We start from the raw sequence: 18,837 nt of genomic DNA, 5'->3' as shown, positions 1-18,837 counted from the left end.
CTGTCCCTGTTCAGAAAAAGAGGTCGGAGGATGGAGATTATGTTGGTGCATTGTCTTTACCCCGTATTAATTGCGCATCATTGCCTGATCTTGCCGGACAGGATCAGATGATTTATGAGGTGTTCCTTATCCACAACATTTCTGTACATCATTATCAGAATCCAAAGCATCCAGAATGTCTTTGTCCATATCGCATCAAGGAAGAAACATGAGACAAGCATCGCCCAGAACGCCGCCTTCAGCATCTGTGCGCTGGCGCTCTGATCGTAGGTGCGTATGGCCCGGTAATGAGTTATCATTCCCAGTAACAAAAGTAACAATCCGATGATGCCAAGTTCAATAAATGTGCTCAGATAGATATTGTGGGCGCCTCGGCCCATCTTCGTGCTGTAAGGTGTAAAACTTCCGAACTCGTTGTATACATAGGGGAAATTGTCGAGCCCTGCCCCGACCGTCCAGTATTTGTCTGCAGCAGCCAGCCCTGTGCTCCATATTATCAACCTTCCGGAGCCACCGGTTTCGACCGCCTGATCCCACCTTTTCGTAAAATAATTGGGGCTGAGAGAAACGAGCAGCACCGCCATGCAAAGTACCAAAGCCCATATGGACAATCGCTTCTTTTGCGATAGAATATAGGAAATAAATATGACACCTACCCCGATCAGGCCACCACGCGAACCGTTCAGGAGCAGGCAGAGAATAATGACAGATAATCCCGACAAAAGAAGTATTTTCAGCCATTTTTTCTTTTCATTAAGGAGCAATTCAATGCTTATTGAGACGGACAGCAACAGGCTGAACGCAAATTTATTGAGCTCCGAAGCCCGATCTCCCATTGTAAGGGATGTCCGGACATAATCTGTCGTATCATATACCATCCCGTAGGTTCTGAACTTATATATTGTAATGAGAGCAGCAGAGACCCCACCTGCCAAAAGAAAATATTTGATGAGTGCGAAATCATTTTTCTGTACTCCGTATGAAGCTACGACAAGATACAACAGCAGTAACCCGATTGCCGTCATGAATCTTGCCTGGACCACCTCCGGAACAATTGCCCAGAAGAAAGATGTGAGCGCATATATGATGAAGAGTATCCAGTACAATGTTGCTCTGTCAGGTTTTTCAAATTTCTTTTCAATCAGCGATTTGGTCAAAAAAACAAATATTGTAATAATTCCAAGCAGTTTTGTGATCGTTGCTCCCCCGGAACCTGAAATGGCAAGCACTGAATCGAATGGGAGAAGGAATACATATGCCCCGAACGGAAAAATGAATGGCTTGGAGATCGACAGGTAAATGAACAAAGGCGCAAATAAAACGCCAAGATAAATCAATTTGGCATTCGCAATAGAATATGACACAAATGCCGCAATGGATATTCCAGACAGTATCCAGAGTAATTTTTTCGACGAATATTTTTTATACAAACTCAGAGATTCAATTAACATGGCAGCGTATTCAAAACTTCTGCATATTGGCGTGCAATAGAAGGGTAAGTGTAATCGACAACAGTCTGATTGCCAGAATAACTGACCGTACCATCACCCATATATTCACGATAATATTGCAGAATGATATCACTTAATGACTTGTCATTGTCAGCGAACCTGCCAGTCTGGGTTTTTTCCAGAATGTCTTGCACAACACCTCCGGCCCCGATAGCAAGAATCGGTCTTCTCGCACCAAAATATTCAAATAATTTTCCCGGTATAATCTGTTCTTCCTTTTTGTTATTCCAACGTATTATGAGCAGCACCTGAGATTCTCTCTGAATCCTGAGTGCTTCCTCCCTGGGGATCATCCCCTGTATGCGGACGATTTTTTCCAGCCCGTAGGATTTCACTTCCTCTCTCAGCCACTTCTCAGAACATCCGATGAAATTTATCTCTAACCGGTCTCTGTCAATCTTGCGATCCTGTATTAATTGATCTATGACCCTGAAAAGCATCGACGGATCACGTTTCCCGGCATAGAGTATTCCGGTATAGGTTATTGAAAATTTCCCGGACAGCTGCAGCTCTGTCTCCGGATAATCGGCTGGATCATATCCGTTGGTAATGCATAAGGCATTCTTGTCCCTGTGCATTTCCCTTAGCATGTCAGTAAGAGGATGCACCGTCACAAGCAGATCAGCCCCTGAGAGTGTTTTCTTCTCCAAGAATTTCTCGGCAAGATGAATCAACCTGTATTTCCTGACGTAATGATTTTGTGTCCAGAGATCCCGAAAATCGGCTACCCAGGGGATACGGTATTTCCTTTTTAGTTTCGATGCTATTACATGTGATGTGACTGGGTAAGAAGTACTGATAATTGCATCAATTCGCACATTATCAAGCAATTCACAGGCCGATTCTAGCGCAAATTTTTGCCATCCGATGAAATCGTCGGGAAAGGCAATTATTTCTCTCATAATTTTTATGATTTTACTTTTCCATGCTGAATGGGAGTAATTTTTTGACTCCTGAATATGCATTTGTTCATGAATTCCCTTTTGTCTGTCAAACCCGAAGGATGACTTGAGGGTTCCGATAACATCCTTATACGGGGTTTCAATAATACGAATTCCATCAGGAGGCTTTCCCGGAAGTGTTTTCGTAAGAATTATTGGCTCCCATCCATTACTGGAAAGATATTTTGCAAGCCTGTATGGTCTCTGGGCTCCCATGTTTATGCAGGGTGGAAAGTAGAAAGCGATAATCAATACCTTTTTCATGTGAATAAGCGAAAAACACCTGATCTCTCAGGCAGATGAGTGAGTAAAAGTCTGCAGGGAAAAACTTACAAATACTTTTTGAGGATATTTATATGGTAATCTCTGGTCTGGATTGTCAAATCGTTTCCAATTGTCCTGAGAACATTTTGAATCTTATAGCGAATTACAAGTTGATTATATGCCGCATCGCAAATGCGCAAAGGCAGTCCGGCTATTTCCGGATTCTCTTTCTCAAAGGTTGTCTTATCGTCGAGCGCTTTGATGAGAAGTTCTCTGATGGGCTGGCCGGGCATATTGCCTGCCACATAGAGAATTCTGGACCTTGTGGGTGCATCGGCTGAGGCATATAATTTTAACAGTGTTCCAGTAGTGTCTTCAGGGAAGATTTCAAGAAATTTTCTTGAGATATATAATCTGTTCTCAGTTTCCGGCGTATTCTTCACTGACTGATGCTGCGCTGTCCTCAGAGCCTGCACAACAATGGCAATCGCATCCGATTTTCTGAATTCAAAAGCTTTGAATACTGCTTTGTGAAGGAGATCATCGTTTAGCATAAAGTCTGGCGATGTCAGATTGTTGAAAGCTTCTTCCGCACTGATATTGCTGAGATGATTTATCTTTGCTTCCCTGTCAAAATCGAACATACGGGACACGTCAGGCCTTACAGGCTCCTGAGCATGTGCAGCAGTAAATATCCCGACGAACAATAATGCGAACAATGTTTTCTTAATGTTCATGTACATAACCCTCCGCAATTGTATTAATTGACGTTATCAAGAATTTTCCTAACATAATATTACTGTTCTGACGGCGATTTATCGAAGTAATAATAATCGTATACCGGGTCGTATGCCTGCAGTATTGTCCATATCTCCTGATCACTTTTTCCCTCCAGATACGCCTTGAGATATTTATAGCTCCCATATGTCCTCGAGCCAATAACCGTGAAGAACATGGTTCCTCTCTGAAACGCCTCAAGGTAGTAGCTTCCTGTCGTGCATGCATCATACAGCATCCGCTTATATTTCAGTTTTTCCGGTTCTATTTCAAGCTGTCTCCTGAAGACGATCGACTTTTTATAATAATGTGATTTAGGGCAAAAAGAGTTATCTACCGTGATATCAATGCTTGGATTTGCAGAATTTGTTACCCGGATTGCATCAGCAACAATTTGCCCGGAGCCGGATTGGTCAGTTAGTACTACTGAATACTCACCGGTATTGAAAGAAAAGGTTCCGAGGTTGTTCCAAACGCTACCATTAACCTGCTGATTTTGCATCACTAACGTGCTGCCGGTGGCATGGTTCACAGTATACTTGGCTTGAGATGTGTTAAGCGGAGATGACGGCCACCATGCAGATACATTGTAACTGCCGCTGACAGGTATGGAAAAGCGCCATGAAGCCTGGCTGCTGCCCGAACCTGCGTTAATGCGGCAATAATGAAAGCCATAGAATCCGGTCAGACTGCCGGCATAAGAATTATTAGTCCAAAGCCATCTGCCAGCGGATAAGAAGGAATTATCAGGGTTCGTGATATAGTACTGACGGTGTGAAGGATTTGACGGATTCGGGCTTGAGCCGTCAGGTGAATACCATGCAGGCACTCCTGAATCCGGAAACCGCTCGCGTGCGCTGTTTCGTACGGTCTCGACTTTGTAAATATTCGGATCGCCGGGTATTTGATAGGTTAAATAGTAATTGTAAGGAGGATTCCCCCTTGGATCCCCAAAATCATATGGCATGATGCCGTTTGTGCCATCCTGCAGAATTGGCCACCAGTTTGGGAATGCGTGACTTATGATGCAGCTTGCAACATTTACGGAAATCCATGGAGAGGAGTAATTAAAAATCAGGTCATCATCGATATACCGAATATTGTTGAGCACTTGATGTTCATATGCGTAATCCGGGATAAAAACCCCACCCAGTCCGTAGTTGGAATGTCCTTTTACAATCACATGCGCATTTTCCGTATATAATGCCTGCTTCATGGTTTCTATATCTTCCACAATATGAATTACATAATCTTTCCCCAGTGCACTATTTGTATAAGTCCAGACATTACCCTGCTGAACCGCGCCAACATCCTGCAAGGTTGCAATCAACAAGGCTTTGTCATTTGCTCCAAAGAATGTTAGACAGAAATATATATGTTCGGTATTTGAGACCTGATTGCCGATATTCAGAGTATGGCTTATTTCCGGCGACCATACGCCGTTGTTGTCCTGAACCTTGAAATATATGGTGTGTATTCCCTCTGAGAGGGCCGAGGTGCTGAAAGACGCAGCGGTGCCGATTACGCCGTCTCTGCTGGAGCGCCAGCTGTAGCCGGTGATCGTACCGTCGGTATCCGAGCCTGACCCGGTGAAGGTTACGGTTTCCCCGGGAAGGGCAGGGTTGGGAGTGACAGAATCGATGGTGGCCACAGGAGGGGCATTCAGGTCAGATACCCGCGAGAATTTGACCGCATCTGCGCAGGTACTTGACGGCCCGGGCTGCGAGGTTATTCTTACGGTGTAGCTCTGGCCGGCGAGGAAGGAGAAGTTGCCGAGCAGGTTCCATTTGCCGCCGTTGAGCTGCTGGTTGATAACCACTCGTGAAGTTCCGCCGTAGAAGGTGATGTCAACAGGCACGGCTGTGCTCCGCGAAGGCCAGACTGTCCACCACATGGAGAGGTCGTAGTTTCCTGAAACCGCAGGAGTGAATGTCCAGGTATAGGTGGTGCCGTCGCGGCTCCAGACCGAATCTATTGCGTAAGGATTTGAAGCTCCTGAAATAGCCCATGTGCCAGTAAATGAGGTGCCTGCAGCACCATTGTCTATGATGTATTCGACTGGAGGAGCGCCTACCTGCAGTGTCTGGGCAACTGGTGCAGACCATGCCCCCTCATTGTCCTGAACCCTGAAAGAGATCGTATGTGTTCCTGCAGAGAGGGTTGAGGAAGAGAATGCGCTCTCTGTGCTGAGGAGACCGTTGATGTTTGAACTCCACTGATATGCGGCGATCGTCCCGTCGGAGTCGGTGCCATGCCCTGAGAATGAAACGGTCTGACCGGGGTTTGCCGGATTGGGAGTTATTGAGTCAATGTACGCGGTGGGAGGAGAGTTCGTTGAGACCGGGGCAAATCGTACCGCATCAGCACAGGTGCTTACTGTGGAGCCATTGGCTGCAATAATTGTTACTCTTCCACTTGTGTCAAAATAGTATTGCCCGAGGCTGTTCCACTGGCCTGCGTTCAACTGCTGATTTACCGTAACGGTGCTTTGCCCGTCACGGTGGTAGATGTCTACCGCTATGCTTGTTGCTCTCGTTGCGTAGCCAGACCACCACATGTACACTTCATATGTGCCTGCAGGTTGTGAAGAGAATTGCCAGGTATACGTGGCCCCGTCCCTCGACCAGAGGCTGTTTGTGCCATAAGGCAGGGTACCCCCGGAAATTCCCCATGTTCCGGTATAGGATGTGCCTGCCTGTCCGTTATCGATAATGACGTCCGCAAATGCATAGCCTGAAGATAAAAGAAAACATGTCAGAAGCAGGTTAATAAGGAAAAAAGTGATATGTTTTTTTCTCTTTTGCATGACTCCGTTATTCCCCCTTTTTGGATATGGCCGGCTGATTTACTGGTATTCCTATATATACATTAGTATAAGAAAAGCAGAATATTGTCAATCGCCAAATGGTTTTAATAAATAGCGCAGAAAGTTATAGATTCCATGCACACATAAGGTTGAAAAGACTTCTGCAACTTTAGTTGGAGCTGTTTCCCACTCATGATTGAGCAGAAAAATATTTTGAGGCCAAAATTTCGACTATCCTCGGTGCTGTCTTCCCGTCCCACAGTGCAGGGATACTTCTGATACTCTTTTCTCCCGGCGATATTGCGCGTATGAAGGCACCGGTTATTTTTTCCGGATCATTCCCCGTAATGGTATTTGTTCCCTCTGTGACGGTGACAGGTCTTTCGGTATTCTCTCTCAGGGTAATGCACGGTATCCCGAGGACAGTGCTTTCCTCCTGAATGCCTCCGGAATCAGTAAAAATGACTTTTGCCCTTGCCATCAGGGTAACAAAATCAAGGTAGCCGAGCGGGGGCAGACCATAGATATTACTGGCGTTTTGTCCGCGCATAATATGGTAATCAGCATCCAGCCACGTGATGTTCCGGCCAAGTCCAAAATCATTGATCTGCTTTGCTGTCCTCGGGTGTACCGGAAACAGCATCGGCATATCCCTTGAAAGTTCTTTGATACATCCCAGTACTTGCTCCAGTGTCCTTTTGTCGTCAACATTTGAGGGCCGGTGGAGGGTGATCATGGCATATCCTGTGTGATGGTCGAGGATTTTCCCGAGCATCGACAATATCCGTGATTTGTGGATGTGTTTCATGATAAGCATCAGGCTGTCCACCATGATGTTTCCGACAAAAAAGATTTTTTCAGCGGCGATACCTTCCTTCCTGAGATTCTCGTCAGCATCCCGCGAAGGCGTGAACAGGAAGTCACTGATCCGGTCGGTCAGTATCCTGTTTATCTCCTCCGGCATGGTTTTGTCGAATGATCTCAATCCAGCCTCAATATGGGCTACGGGGATGCTGAGTTTTGCAGCGACCAGGGCACAGGCGATGGTCGAATTCACATCGCCTGCAACTACCACGAGATCAGGATTCTGCGCCAGAGCCACCTGTTCAAACGCGATCATAATCCTTCCTGTCTGTTCCGCATGGCTGCCGGAACCTATGCCGAGATTGAAGTCCGGCTCAGGAATCCCAAGATCATCGAAAAAAATCTGGGAGAGTACCTTGTCATAGTGCTGGCCGGTATGCACTATGACCGGACTTATGCGTGCGTTGCGGGCATTCGATTCCCTTATTGCATGGATCAACGGAGCGATCTTCATGAAGTTCGGTCTCGCCCCCGCGACTATGAGCCATTTTGATGCAGGTGAGAGTTTTTTCATTAGAGAGACAAGTATGCCTTACACATGCTTTAGTATATCGACAAGCTCACGGTATTTCCCGGCAAGTGATTCCGGTGACCTCGATACTTTCACTTTCCGCATATTGAGAACCTGTTGTCTGTAGTGATCGGAATCGGTCCTGGTAAGAATAGTTTCTATCGTTCTGCTGAAGCTGCCGTTATCGCACAAATACCCGATGTTGCCAAATACAGTTTCGATATTTCTGAATATCGGAAGCTGCGATGCAATGACGGGTTTCTCCCATGCAATACTGTCCAGCAACACACCGGAAGCGCTGAACTCATAATGACGGTCCTGATAGAAGAGACAGGTAAAGTGAAGTTTATTGACGTGCTGCGCATATTCATCCCGGCTTAACCTCTCTGACCCCGGTTTTTCGCCAAGGAAATCAATCTCCGGAATGCGCAGATGTTTGTACTGATTCTGTACCCTTCCGATTACATGGAATTTCGCCCTTCCCGGATATTTCGAAGTTATCTCCCTGGCAACTGTCAGATATTTTGAAAACCCTTTATGTTCGTTTGCCAGACCCAGGAACCCGAATTGCACAGGAAAACTGAAATCATTTGCCTCGTGGGCATCCCCATCCAGGGGAATGGGATGGTCCAGCACCACCATTCGGTCTTTCAGGGAAGAAAGGCACCGCACTACTGCATCGCGGATCGATTCTTCAAGGACGATGTACTGGATTCTCCTGTGATTGAATTTGCTCAGAGATGCCCTGATATCGCAGTAACGCCTGAATGGCCTCAGAGACCTCCGGGAGCCGAGGGAAGAGAGTATCCCATGGAAAATGACCTGAATATTTTTGTCTCCGTGAACGGTGTGCACGAAAAACTTAAGAGCCCACAGGATAGAAGGATTGCCGGTAATTACCAGTACATGGTTTAAAGGATCCCCATTCATCTTGTCAAGTAGGCACCGTATCAACCTGATGTCCGCATGCAAACGGCTCGAGAAACCGGCATGTCGGGGGGGCAATACCAATGGCTCCCAGACGATGGCATGAGCAAATTGTGGCCCTATGTACCCCTTCACATGTTCTACATGAGATTTTTCACCAAAAAAGTGCACTCTTTCCGCAGGGAACGCAAGGCGTATTGTTCTCAGCAATCCGGCATTGAAAGGGACATGTTCCATCCCCCAGCAGATTGGTTCGGCGACTAAAAACATGGCGTTATGAAAGTTGTCATCAGCGAATTCGAAATGGGAGATAACTATTTATTTGCCATCTCGACTGTCAGCGGACTGGCCTTTGAATCCCCGGCAATTGTATCACGTTCCAGGAGGAAAACTTCGTCGGCAAGAACCTGCAGATATGCATGCCCGAATCTCATATCAGGTTCCAGGTAATTTCCTTCCGCCCATTCATTCCAGGATTTGATAAACACAAGCCTATGTTCTCTTGTTTTCTCCAGTGTTTTCTGCAATTGCCGGCGCACATGAACCCTGAATAAATCAGGCGTCGATTCATGCAGGACCACACCGTTACGGCCGCTTCTGGGGGTATTGTCCCAGTTTGGAAGAATACACGGATAAATGCCCGCACCGTTGAGATTATCGCAATCAAGAAATGGCAGTACATCCTCATAACGGTATACCAGAGGAAGATTGCGCACCCTTCTTTGCCACAACAGTCTCAGATGTCTGAGAGGATGTTTCCAGGAGAACCACTCGACCGGTGGCGCAATGGTCATTCTGAAAGAACCGTCAAATCCGTGTTCCTGAGGAAACCATGTCTGATGCCTGCTCGCTTCACCAACAAAATATAGGCCCTTGAGACCTTCTTTCGAAGCGAGCTCCCTCCACAAATCGGTGAATTTTCTTGACTCGGGGATGTCCAGTGGACGATAGACAATGAATAGCGGTTGTCCGTCGAGTTTCATATATCTGTCATCCAAAAACGCAGGCATCAGAGAGTAAAAATGCGCAATATGGTCATTCATCCCGGGGTATGTTTGTTCTATCAATATTCGGTCAGGGGCACCGTGCCATATGCCGGTCCATGACTGGTTCGCCCATCCGAGGCAGAAGGGAAAGTCAGGCTGCCGGGTTGCTATCATTTCACTAACCTGCCGCTCAAGAATCCGTCTGCCTCCGAACCAGTAATGCCAGTAGCAGAAGGATTCGATTCCGTATCTCTTTGCAAGGTCAGCCTGTGCCTGTCTTGTCTCCGGCACCCTGAGGTCATAAAAGCCGAGATCTGCAGGAATCTTAGGCTGATAATGCCCTTTGAAGAGAGGTTTAGCCTTTGCGACATTTGTCCACTCGGTAAACCCTTTTCCCCACCATTCGTCATTTTCCGGAATAGGGTAATATTGAGGCAGATAAAAGGCGATTAACCTGACTTTCGGCTGTGCAGTGAATGATCGAAAATCTTCCATCAGATAGTCTATGTGAAAATGCCTTTCACTTTGCGGTGAAGGCTCTTACGTCTTGTGTCGAGTAGTTTTGTCCCCCATGTTGAACGGCGCAACATGTCCCTGACGAACATTTTTAAAGGAGCCACATCACGGAAAGATTTTTGCACCTGTTTCCTTCTGCGCGCGAGCTTTCTGACTATCTCCTTGTCCAGACGATGCTTTTGTATCTGTTTGTCAATTGCCATCAGATAGCTCTTTCTCATGTCAAGTCTGTTTGAGCACCTTGAATTCTTCCTAACGCGGTAATATGCAAGGACCTTGTCGATATAAACTACCCTCGGATTCAATGCAAACACGTTCATCCAGCATTCCCAGTCCTCATTCGCTCTCAATGTTTCATCAAACGCTATCCCGCATTCTTTAAAAAAAGCTGCGTCGAAGATGAAGCAGTGTGAGGGTATGCTTATTTCATTCTCCCATTTCGTCAGTATATCATCAAACGGATTTTCATTCTGCAATACGGGACTTGTTCGTCTGTATGTTACAGTAATGTCATTCACGTCACAACGGGCATAATCGCAGTAGCTCAGAGCCTTATCCCGGATGCCGTGCAGGCTGCTGACCTGAATCCGTATCTTGTCAGGGGCCAGAAGATCATCGGCATCGAGGAACTGCAGATACTTGCCGGATGCGTAGCTGATACCCTTATTCCGTGCGCTACCCGGACCTTTGTTGTCCTGTCGTATGTATATGATTCTGCCTTTGTAGCGCTCTTCAAGCATTGCTCCGGTATGATCCGTGGACCCGTCGTCAATAACAATAATTTCTCTGTTTTCGTATGTTTGTTTCAATGCGCAGTCAATCGCCTGGCAGACTACGGAGCTGTTGTTATAGGTTGGGATTATAATGCTTACCAGTGGAAAGTTCTGTGTTTTCATAAATATTTCGTTGTTTCAGGCTGTACGGTTCAATATATCAGGCATTTTTTCGTGGAACTTATGCACTGTTTACAACGGAAATGCTTCATTACTCGTCTATTTGTGCAGAAAGACTTATTTTATACTGATATGCCATGCCTCGTTTGTACCAGTAGTCCAACCCGCATAAAACCTTGGATCTGTGATCTTTCGTGAGGGAGACATAGGTATAGACCAGAAATGCCTTTGCCATCTGGTACCACAGGGATTTCGAAATGCCGAATAGCGTACCGTCTTCTGTGACGCCTTTGAAAAAGACCGCACTGCGGCCTATCTTAAACGCTCTCTGATACAACCACCTGGTAGTAAGCTGCTCCGGTCGTATCTGGTGATACACAAATGATTTCGGCAGATATACGGGATGATAACCGGCTTTGACCAATCTCGCAACAAGTTCCACTTCACTTCCCGGGACATAGTCAGGACCACTCGGTCCCACTCCTGAATTGAATATCACACCGTTGTGAAATATCTCAGAACGGACAGCCATGTTTGCCCCCCATACCTTGTCGGCAGGGTAAACCCCCTCTTCCAGGTTCCAGTCTGCAATTGCGTATGCGCCGCGTATCATCCAATGAGAGGAGTCGGTAGGGATGTTATGGGTTTGTACAGGAAATTTCGGCAGTATCTTTCCCCCGAAAATTGCATGCTCAGGCCAGCGTTGTGTTCCCTCCCATATTTCCATGAGCCAGTCGGGGTCAGCAATGATATCGTCATCCGTAAACACAAGGATTTTGCCTCGGGCGATGGGAAGCGCATGATTGAGCGCATTATTCTTTCCTCTTTTCGGTTCGACGAAATACTTCACTGGCAATATATCCTGATATCCATCAATAATCTTTCTGGTGTCTTCGTCCCCGGCGTTGTCTATCACCAGAATTTCCCAATGAAGGCCATCTACTCGCAAAGATCTGAAACTGTCCAGAGTAAATGAAAGGATGTCGGGACGCCTGTAGGTTGCTATCAGTACAGAAATATCTTTCCGGGTGTTCATTTCATCTATGACAGGTGATACAAAGAGATCTATCCGAATATATTTTCGGATACGGTAGCAGTTGTACAGCATTATTGAATGTGATCAATACAATTATCAAAATCATATTTGCAATTGTCTCAGTATCCGGTTATACAGGATCAGAAATGATTTTCCTGCCAGTCTCGTGTAACTGAGCCCAACCCCGAGATCCTGCAGGCTTTTTTTGTGGTATTCCCAGAAGGATTTGTCTCTTTTTTTCAGAAAGCTGCTCGCAAGGAACAGATAATATTCATTCAGATGTTTTTCCACACGTCTGTTATATTCCTGTTCACTTAAATATACAGGCCCGTATTTCTTAAGAATGATCAGACTCCCGGAAAGGTATGTGTTCATCCTCTTTGCATATGATGATTCCGTCTCATTATGCCTCCGGGTGAATGAGAGAACCTGATGGACATAGCCGAAGTCACTGTCTCGCAGGATGTCATAGCATGCCTCGGTATCGGCATGCAGGTTGTTTTCATTGTAGAAAGGTTTTTTCTGACGGATCAGATCGGACCGGAACATGACTGTCGTCGGAGAGCCAAACACATAGGGACCGCCGAGAAGGGTTGCCCGGCATATCTCTCGTCCGGGAACGACGGTGCTCGGGTATTTGAGTCCGTCACAGTTCACGATGTCCTCGTCGAGCCGGTAGGATCCCACTATGCCTACAGATGCATATTGCTCTGCCACCTCAGTCATCCTCTGAATGCATTCCGGGAACAGCCAGTCGTCTGACTGGAGAACTTTACAGTATTTGCTTTTGTCTGAAATAAGACTAAATGCAATATTATGATTCTGGATTACTTTATGCAGCGTATCATTGGTATGGAGTATGATCCTCGGGTCTTTTTCAGCATATTGGTGAATGATCTCCGGCGTACGGTCTGTACTGCAGTTGTTCACGATGATATATTCCCAGTTTTGATATGTCTGGGCAAGCACGCTCTCGATACACTCAATTAGGTATTTTTCACCATTGTACACAGGGGTAAGAACGCTCACCAGAGGCTGACTACCACCGATCACCGGAGCACCTCTTTGCCGGTTTTCCCTCCGTCTTCAGACGGGATGCTGCTTCTCATCCCGATCACCTTCGCCGGCACACCGGCAGCAATCGCTTCGTCAGGGACGTCCCGGGTCACTACTGCACCGGCCCCAATAACCGCGCCTCTGCCAATGCGTACTCCGTCAAGCACAATTACCCCGACTCCTATCCATGCATCATCACCAATATGAATACCCCCTTTCGATGTCAGGGGTTGCCTGTGTATCGGTTCACATGGAGACATACGGTGATTGTAAGGATAGAACGCGCAGTTTGGTGCAATCTGGACCCCGTTTCCGATGAATATCGGGGATTTATATGCTGAGAACTGGCAGCGTGGCTGGATATGGGTGTTTTCGCCTATTGCGAGGCTTCCGCCTGATCCTGTCTCTATTATTGTGTCATTGTGCACATGTGAGCCCATACCGATTTCAACCCCTCCTCCTTCGTGAGCCTTGTATATCACAACTCTGTCACCAATGAAGACATGCCTGCCAAACGCCAGCCTGTCATGGTTAATAACCGCTGAAGGCGAAATATACCCTTTAACTGAGATGCGGGCGAGGGGGCAACGTGACTTATAGGCAGGGACAAAGAGAGCTGCAAGGCGTGTGCTCATCCTGCCAGTCCTGCCAAGCCCGGAACGTTTCATCCAGAAGCGTGTCCATGCAGAGACAAACCTGGAGCGTGCGTTATTCAGTATCATATGCTCATATAAATGTAGAGAACCGCATCACCCCCAAATGGGGAACTGAAAGATTCCCTTGCTCCCCCGGTTTCGATAACTCCCTTCGCTCCCGTGCGACCGGTAGACGGGTTGAACCATTCGAATTCATATCTGCCTGCCGGGAGTAGCAGGGTAAAATTTTTTCCTGCCTCAGGCTGGTAGACAATATATTCTTTCCCCGGATTTGCCAGACAGTATTTTGTCGATGACAGGTCGGTGCTCGGAATCATCGATGACAGGTCTATCCTGTTGGCATACTGAAGGACATGTCCCATAGCATTCCGGGCTGCGACATGCTTTGTATTGTTGTCCAGTAATTCAGGCAGTTCCATATAGTTCACAATGTTCAGACCCCTCGTAAAGCTTTTCCAAACCCAGGTATGGTCAAGAATGCATCCGCAGAGATGGTCGGAGTCAGAGATGATGATTTTTCGCCCGTCAGATGCGGGCGGATCGTCCTTATAGCCGCCATAGGGATTTGGTGAAATGCAATCTGCCGGACTGTCGAGCAAAACAGTGTTAAACTGCACGCCGGGGTCGGAGCGGACATACTGGGTGGACATCCATACGGGATGCTGTTTCGGTTTGTGGTTCTTTTCATAATCCCTGATATACGCAATCATATGGTATTGCCAGGCAGTTGAACCTTCATGGTCTTCGTTGCATATTTCGAACAGTACATTGTCGAGATCATTCAGCGTATCAATGACTTTTTTCACATACTGTTCCTGGATACGGGTGATTTCAGGTACCTGGAGAGTGTGTACCTCCGTTCCAAGACTGTCGCCGTCCACGTCCCCGTTCAGGTTCTGGATATTGTTCCGGGGATTGAACGGATGACCGTTCCAGTTCCATGGAGCCTCCATGTATCGCAATGACCATCCCTCGAACAGCATGACCGATACATAAAACCCTTTCTCCGCAGCCTGACTGACCCGGGCATGAAGTTCGTCGAAATAGGCCTGATTGAATTTTGTCAGATCGAATTTCGGTTTTTCGTCCAGGGCAAGTCCAGGGCCCGTTCTCATCCAGATTTCCTTACTTGTGTACCATGGAGCATCTGGCGCATGACGAAATCTGGTCAATTCATTCCATACCCATAATCTGATGAAATTGGTGCTATGCTTCCGGGAAGCTTTGAGGAATGTTTCCCATGATATGGCCTCGCGCGCAGGCTGGCCGTCGGCAAGAAGCACATCCCAGAACTCAAATCCGGAAAGAAGCACTGTTTTTCCGTTGCCGTCTGCAAAATACCGTGGATTTAACGAATCAACCATCAGAGGTCCCGAGACAGTAACGGTAGTGTGGGAACCTGCACTGCCCGAAGAACCCCCGCTGCCACTGCAGGCTCCCAATACGAGACAAATGAGACAAAGGAGAATAGATATCCTCTGTAATGGTCTCTGCTTCATCGTCATCTCCTTTCTTTACAAGAACCTGTCTCGTTACAATGATACGCCCGCTGGCATGTCATTCCGGATTGTCCGTCGCGCAGGCGCTTGGGCTTGCGGCAATGAGACTAAATACGCAAAACCGGTTGTGAGACGGGTTCGGTAGTGTGTGCGGCAGATCCCGGGACCGAATGAATTCATGACCGCGGGAACAGTTTAGCCGGCGGACCTGTTTTTCCCATGTGAAATGTTATTGTTCCAGCACCGCAGTAAAGTCCTGCATATACAGGTTTCTTTTGTCTATCGTGACATTTCTTTCAGTCGGGGTAAATGTATACCCTGTTTTTGACGGAGCGATAGTGAAATTACCATTCGGCAGCGACCTGAAGGTATAATTTCCGTAATTATCCGTGGTGGTGGTCCCGGTAGAATCTCCTGTTAATGATACCACGACGCCCGGTACTGGTTTGCCCGGAAACGCGCCGCTTGGCAAACGCACAGTGCCTGATATTGAGTATATCCCTCCGCCTGTCAAGGTTCCGGTAAAGTTCATTCCCGACATACTGAACCCGCTGATGGTGACTGTTCTGAATTCAGGCGCAAAAGTATAGCCGGCCATCCCGGGCGTGACGGTATAGTTCCCGTTCGACAGTCCTGAAAATGTGTAATTGCCGAGGATGTCTGTCTGTGTGGTGCCTGTTGCGCTTCCGTTCAGCGCTACGGTTACCCCGGATAATGGACTGCCCTGGGCCGTGAGAATTTTGCCGGACAGTGAATGGGTGCCACTCACAGAATATGTTCCCGTGAAATTCTGCGAGTACATATTCCTCTCGGATAATGCGACAGCTCTGGTCGCGGGGGTAAATGAATAATTGAGCATACTGGGGGTGAGTGTGTAATTACCGTTCGGCAATCCCGCGAACTGATAATACCCGTTTTTATCGGTTATGGCAGTGCCGCCGGCATCTCCCCCAAGGGTGATTGTTACGCCGCGGATAGGACTTCCCGGAGTTGAGCCGCTCGGCGTCCGGACAGTTCCCGATATGAAATACTTGCCATCAAACGAGGCGGTAACAGTAACTGCACTATTCATGATCACCGTGCAGTTTCCCGTGCCCGTACAGCCCCCGCCGTTCCATCCGGTGAAGTTTGAATCAGAGGATGCTGTGGCAATAAGGGTAACGGAAGTCCCGGTATTAAATGCTTCAGAACAATCACCACCGCAGTTGATTCCTGAAGGAATGCTGGTTACCGTACCGTTCCCTTTACCTGATTTTGCTACGGTAAGGGTGTAGGTGTTAATGGCGAAGGTGGCAACGACGGTATGGTTTGCGGTGATGTTGAAGATGGTGTACTGGTTATTGACGACCGAACCGAGGACATTAGTCCCGTTGTCAGTGAGCGCCGAGAGGTGATAGTTTGCATCGGGGGTCATGGTGCAGGTGGAGGAAGCGCCCGAGTTGACAGTAGAAGGCACGCAGGAGATAGTGCCATGTCCGCCGGGTGCGGAACCGGTGACGGTGAAGGTTGGCGTGCAATAGCCAAAGCCGTTCAGTCCGTTACTGTAATGCTGACTGATTTCTGCAAGGGGGAGGGCTCTGTTGTAGAGCGCAATTTCGTCGAGAGCGCCTGAGAAATGGTATCCTGTGGAAAGATTCAGCCAGCCGAAATTGAGAGCGGCGGTGGAATTAAAGGTTCCGGTATAGGCGGTGCTGACCGAATCCTCGAGCTGCCCGTCTACATAAAGAGATATGGTGTTTGCAGCCGCATTCCTGACAAAGACGAGATGATGCCAGCTGTTGTCGGTAAGGAGGGTAGTCCCCCCCACGCCGTAGCCGTTGTTGTTGGAATCGATGAGATATGCCTCTGCGATACCGTTGGTGCATCCCACCCACCAGTGAACCGGGGTGGCGCTGTCATCCCTGCCGACCAGCACGTCGGTTCCCGAGCAGCTGGCAGTCTTCATCCATACTTCCACGGAAAAGCTCTGGGAGTTGTCCCAGTCAAAGGTGCCGTCATCAACTGCAGACACATTGGTTGTCGCGGTGAACTGCTGGGCGCCGTTGACTCTCCCTGCTACGGGAGAAGGACAGACAGTACAGGTCGCATTGTTGGTGCCGTAAAAGTCGTCATATGGTGCACTGCCTTCATCGAGCTTCCAGTAGTGAAGCATCTCAGAAGGACACGGCGGCATAGCAGGTTCTGCACAGACAGGGAGAAATGCCCTGAGGGCATTAAACCAGACATTGGCCATCTTGTTGTATCCGGTCTGATTGGGATGAAGAACACTTGCCATGTCAGTGGAATAATTCAGCGCATTCTCGTGATCCACAACGACAATTCTGTCGCCGCTGGCAATCCTGGTCGTCGCCATTGCTCCCACAGCATTGTTAAAGAGTGTTGTTTTAACGGCCTTGTCGTCTGTGCGGCGGATGATTTTTGAAAGGACTACCACTATATCATTGCTCAAAATATCGATATTGTCGAGTATCTCGGCAACATCATTCGCATTTTCGAGCCCGTCAGACACATCATTCGTCCCGATATGAAGCAGCACGACATCAGCAGGATTTGTAGTGAGGATGCCCTGAACATAGGGTGCGATGCCGCCTCCGTAAGGCGGCCTTTCTCTTTTTGCAGCCCAGCCGCCGTGTCCCTCGTGGTCGATGTCAAAAAGGCTGATGTCTCCATCTTGCATGCTTCCGACAAAATCGAATGAATATCCGGCATCTGTCAATGACTGGTACAGTGGTTGCCTGAACCCTTTGACCAGTATGGGGTCATACGGTGGTTCTCCAAAGGTGATCGAGTCGCCAAGTTGCATTATTCTGACCGGAGAGGAGCAGGCACAATAGCCCCATCGTAACCCGATGGAACCATCTTTGTAATGCTGACTGATTTCTGCAAGGGGGAGGGCTCTGTTGTAGAGCGCAATTTCGTCGAGAGCGCCTGAGAAATGGTATCCTGTGGAAAGATTCAGCCAGCCGAAATTGAGAGCGGCGGTGGAATTAAAGGTTCCGGTATAGGCGGTGCTGACCGAATCCTCGAGCTGCCCGTCTACATAAAGAGATATGGTGTTTGCAGCCGCATTCCTGACAAAGACGAGATGATGCCAGCTGTTGTCGGTAAGGAGGGTAGTCCCCCCCACGCCGTAGCCGTTGTTGTTGGAATCGATGAGATATGCCTCTGCGATACCGTTGGTGCATCCCACCCACCAGTGAACCGGGGTGGCGCTGTCATCCCTGCCGACCAGCACGTCGGTTCCCGAGCAGCTGGCAGTCTTCATCCATACTTCCACGGAAAAGCTCTGGGAGTTGTCCCAGTCAAAGGTGCCGTCATCAACTGCAGACACATTGGTTGTCGCGGTGAACTGCTGGGCGCCGTTGACTCTCCCTGCTACGGGAGAAGGACAGACAGTACAGGTCGCATTGTTGGTGCCGTAAAAGTCGTCATATGGTGCACTGCCTTCATCGAGCTTCCAGTAGTGAAGCATCTCAGAAGGACATACTGCCACGGCTGATGCAGTGCCTGCAGCGATAATATTCATCAGCAGCATGCAATACACCAGATAATAGAGTGTTTTTCTTCTCTTCCTCATCTTTTTTTCCCCTCCTG

General features: G+C 47.9%; 13 protein-coding genes. All 13 read right to left on the bottom strand.

What is annotated here, in order from left to right; translation table 11 throughout:
• Positions 1–77: 77 nt before the first annotated feature.
• A complete protein-coding gene (locus tag AB1552_07775; protein ID MEW6053670.1) occupies positions 78–1,337 on the bottom strand; it encodes an O-antigen ligase family protein in 1,260 nt (419 codons plus the stop codon).
• Between the two features lie 107 nt (positions 1,338–1,444).
• A complete protein-coding gene (locus AB1552_07770; GenBank protein ID MEW6053669.1) occupies positions 1,445–2,716 on the bottom strand; it encodes a glycosyltransferase family 4 protein in 1,272 nt (423 codons plus the stop codon).
• Positions 2,717–2,781: 65 nt separating this feature from the next.
• Positions 2,782–3,453 carry a hypothetical protein gene (locus tag AB1552_07765; protein ID MEW6053668.1) on the bottom strand — a complete coding sequence of 224 codons (672 nt, stop codon included), beginning with the start codon at positions 3,451–3,453 and terminating at the stop codon, positions 2,782–2,784.
• A 59-nt stretch (positions 3,454–3,512) separates the two neighbouring features.
• The gene (locus AB1552_07760; GenBank protein MEW6053667.1) at positions 3,513–6,299 is read right to left on the bottom strand and encodes a PKD domain-containing protein; all 2,787 of its coding nucleotides are present in this window, start codon (positions 6,297–6,299) and stop codon (positions 3,513–3,515) included.
• Positions 6,300–6,489: 190 nt separating this feature from the next.
• Entirely contained in the window at positions 6,490–7,677 is a 1,188-nt protein-coding gene (gene wecB, locus AB1552_07755) for a UDP-N-acetylglucosamine 2-epimerase (non-hydrolyzing) (protein ID MEW6053666.1), read from the bottom strand.
• 18 nt (positions 7,678–7,695) lie between these two features.
• On the bottom strand, positions 7,696–8,871 hold the full coding sequence (locus AB1552_07750) for a hypothetical protein (GenBank protein ID MEW6053665.1): 1,176 nt from the start codon (positions 8,869–8,871) through the stop codon (positions 7,696–7,698).
• Positions 8,872–8,915: 44 nt separating this feature from the next.
• Positions 8,916–10,082 carry a glycoside hydrolase family 99-like domain-containing protein gene (locus AB1552_07745; GenBank protein ID MEW6053664.1) on the bottom strand — a complete coding sequence of 389 codons (1,167 nt, stop codon included), beginning with the start codon at positions 10,080–10,082 and terminating at the stop codon, positions 8,916–8,918.
• An 8-nt stretch (positions 10,083–10,090) separates the two neighbouring features.
• Entirely contained in the window at positions 10,091–10,999 is a 909-nt protein-coding gene (locus AB1552_07740; GenBank protein ID MEW6053663.1) for a glycosyltransferase family A protein, read from the bottom strand.
• A gap of 88 nt (positions 11,000–11,087) precedes the next feature.
• Positions 11,088–12,032 carry a glycosyltransferase gene (locus tag AB1552_07735; GenBank protein ID MEW6053662.1) on the bottom strand — a complete coding sequence of 315 codons (945 nt, stop codon included), beginning with the start codon at positions 12,030–12,032 and terminating at the stop codon, positions 11,088–11,090.
• Positions 12,033–12,134: 102 nt separating this feature from the next.
• Complete coding sequence (locus AB1552_07730) at positions 12,135–13,085, bottom strand: glycosyltransferase family 2 protein (GenBank protein ID MEW6053661.1); 951 nt, start codon at positions 13,083–13,085, stop codon at positions 12,135–12,137.
• Complete coding sequence (locus AB1552_07725; GenBank protein MEW6053660.1) at positions 13,082–13,810, bottom strand: acyltransferase; 729 nt, start codon at positions 13,808–13,810, stop codon at positions 13,082–13,084. Before AB1552_07725 ends, AB1552_07730 begins: the two co-directional genes overlap by 4 nt.
• Complete coding sequence (locus AB1552_07720; GenBank protein MEW6053659.1) at positions 13,807–15,243, bottom strand: DUF6298 domain-containing protein; 1,437 nt, start codon at positions 15,241–15,243, stop codon at positions 13,807–13,809. Before AB1552_07720 ends, AB1552_07725 begins: the two co-directional genes overlap by 4 nt.
• Positions 15,244–15,472: 229 nt before the next feature.
• Positions 15,473–18,820: a LamG-like jellyroll fold domain-containing protein gene (locus tag AB1552_07715; protein MEW6053658.1), complete on the bottom strand. Its 3,348-nt coding sequence runs from the start codon at positions 18,818–18,820 to the stop codon at positions 15,473–15,475.
• Between the last annotated feature and the right edge of the window lie 17 nt (positions 18,821–18,837).

The sequence above is a fragment of the Nitrospirota bacterium genome (assembly GCA_040754395.1).
Taxonomy (GTDB): Bacteria; Nitrospirota; Thermodesulfovibrionia; order Thermodesulfovibrionales; family SM23-35; genus JBFMCL01.
This window is presented reverse-complemented; position numbering and strand designations above follow the sequence as displayed.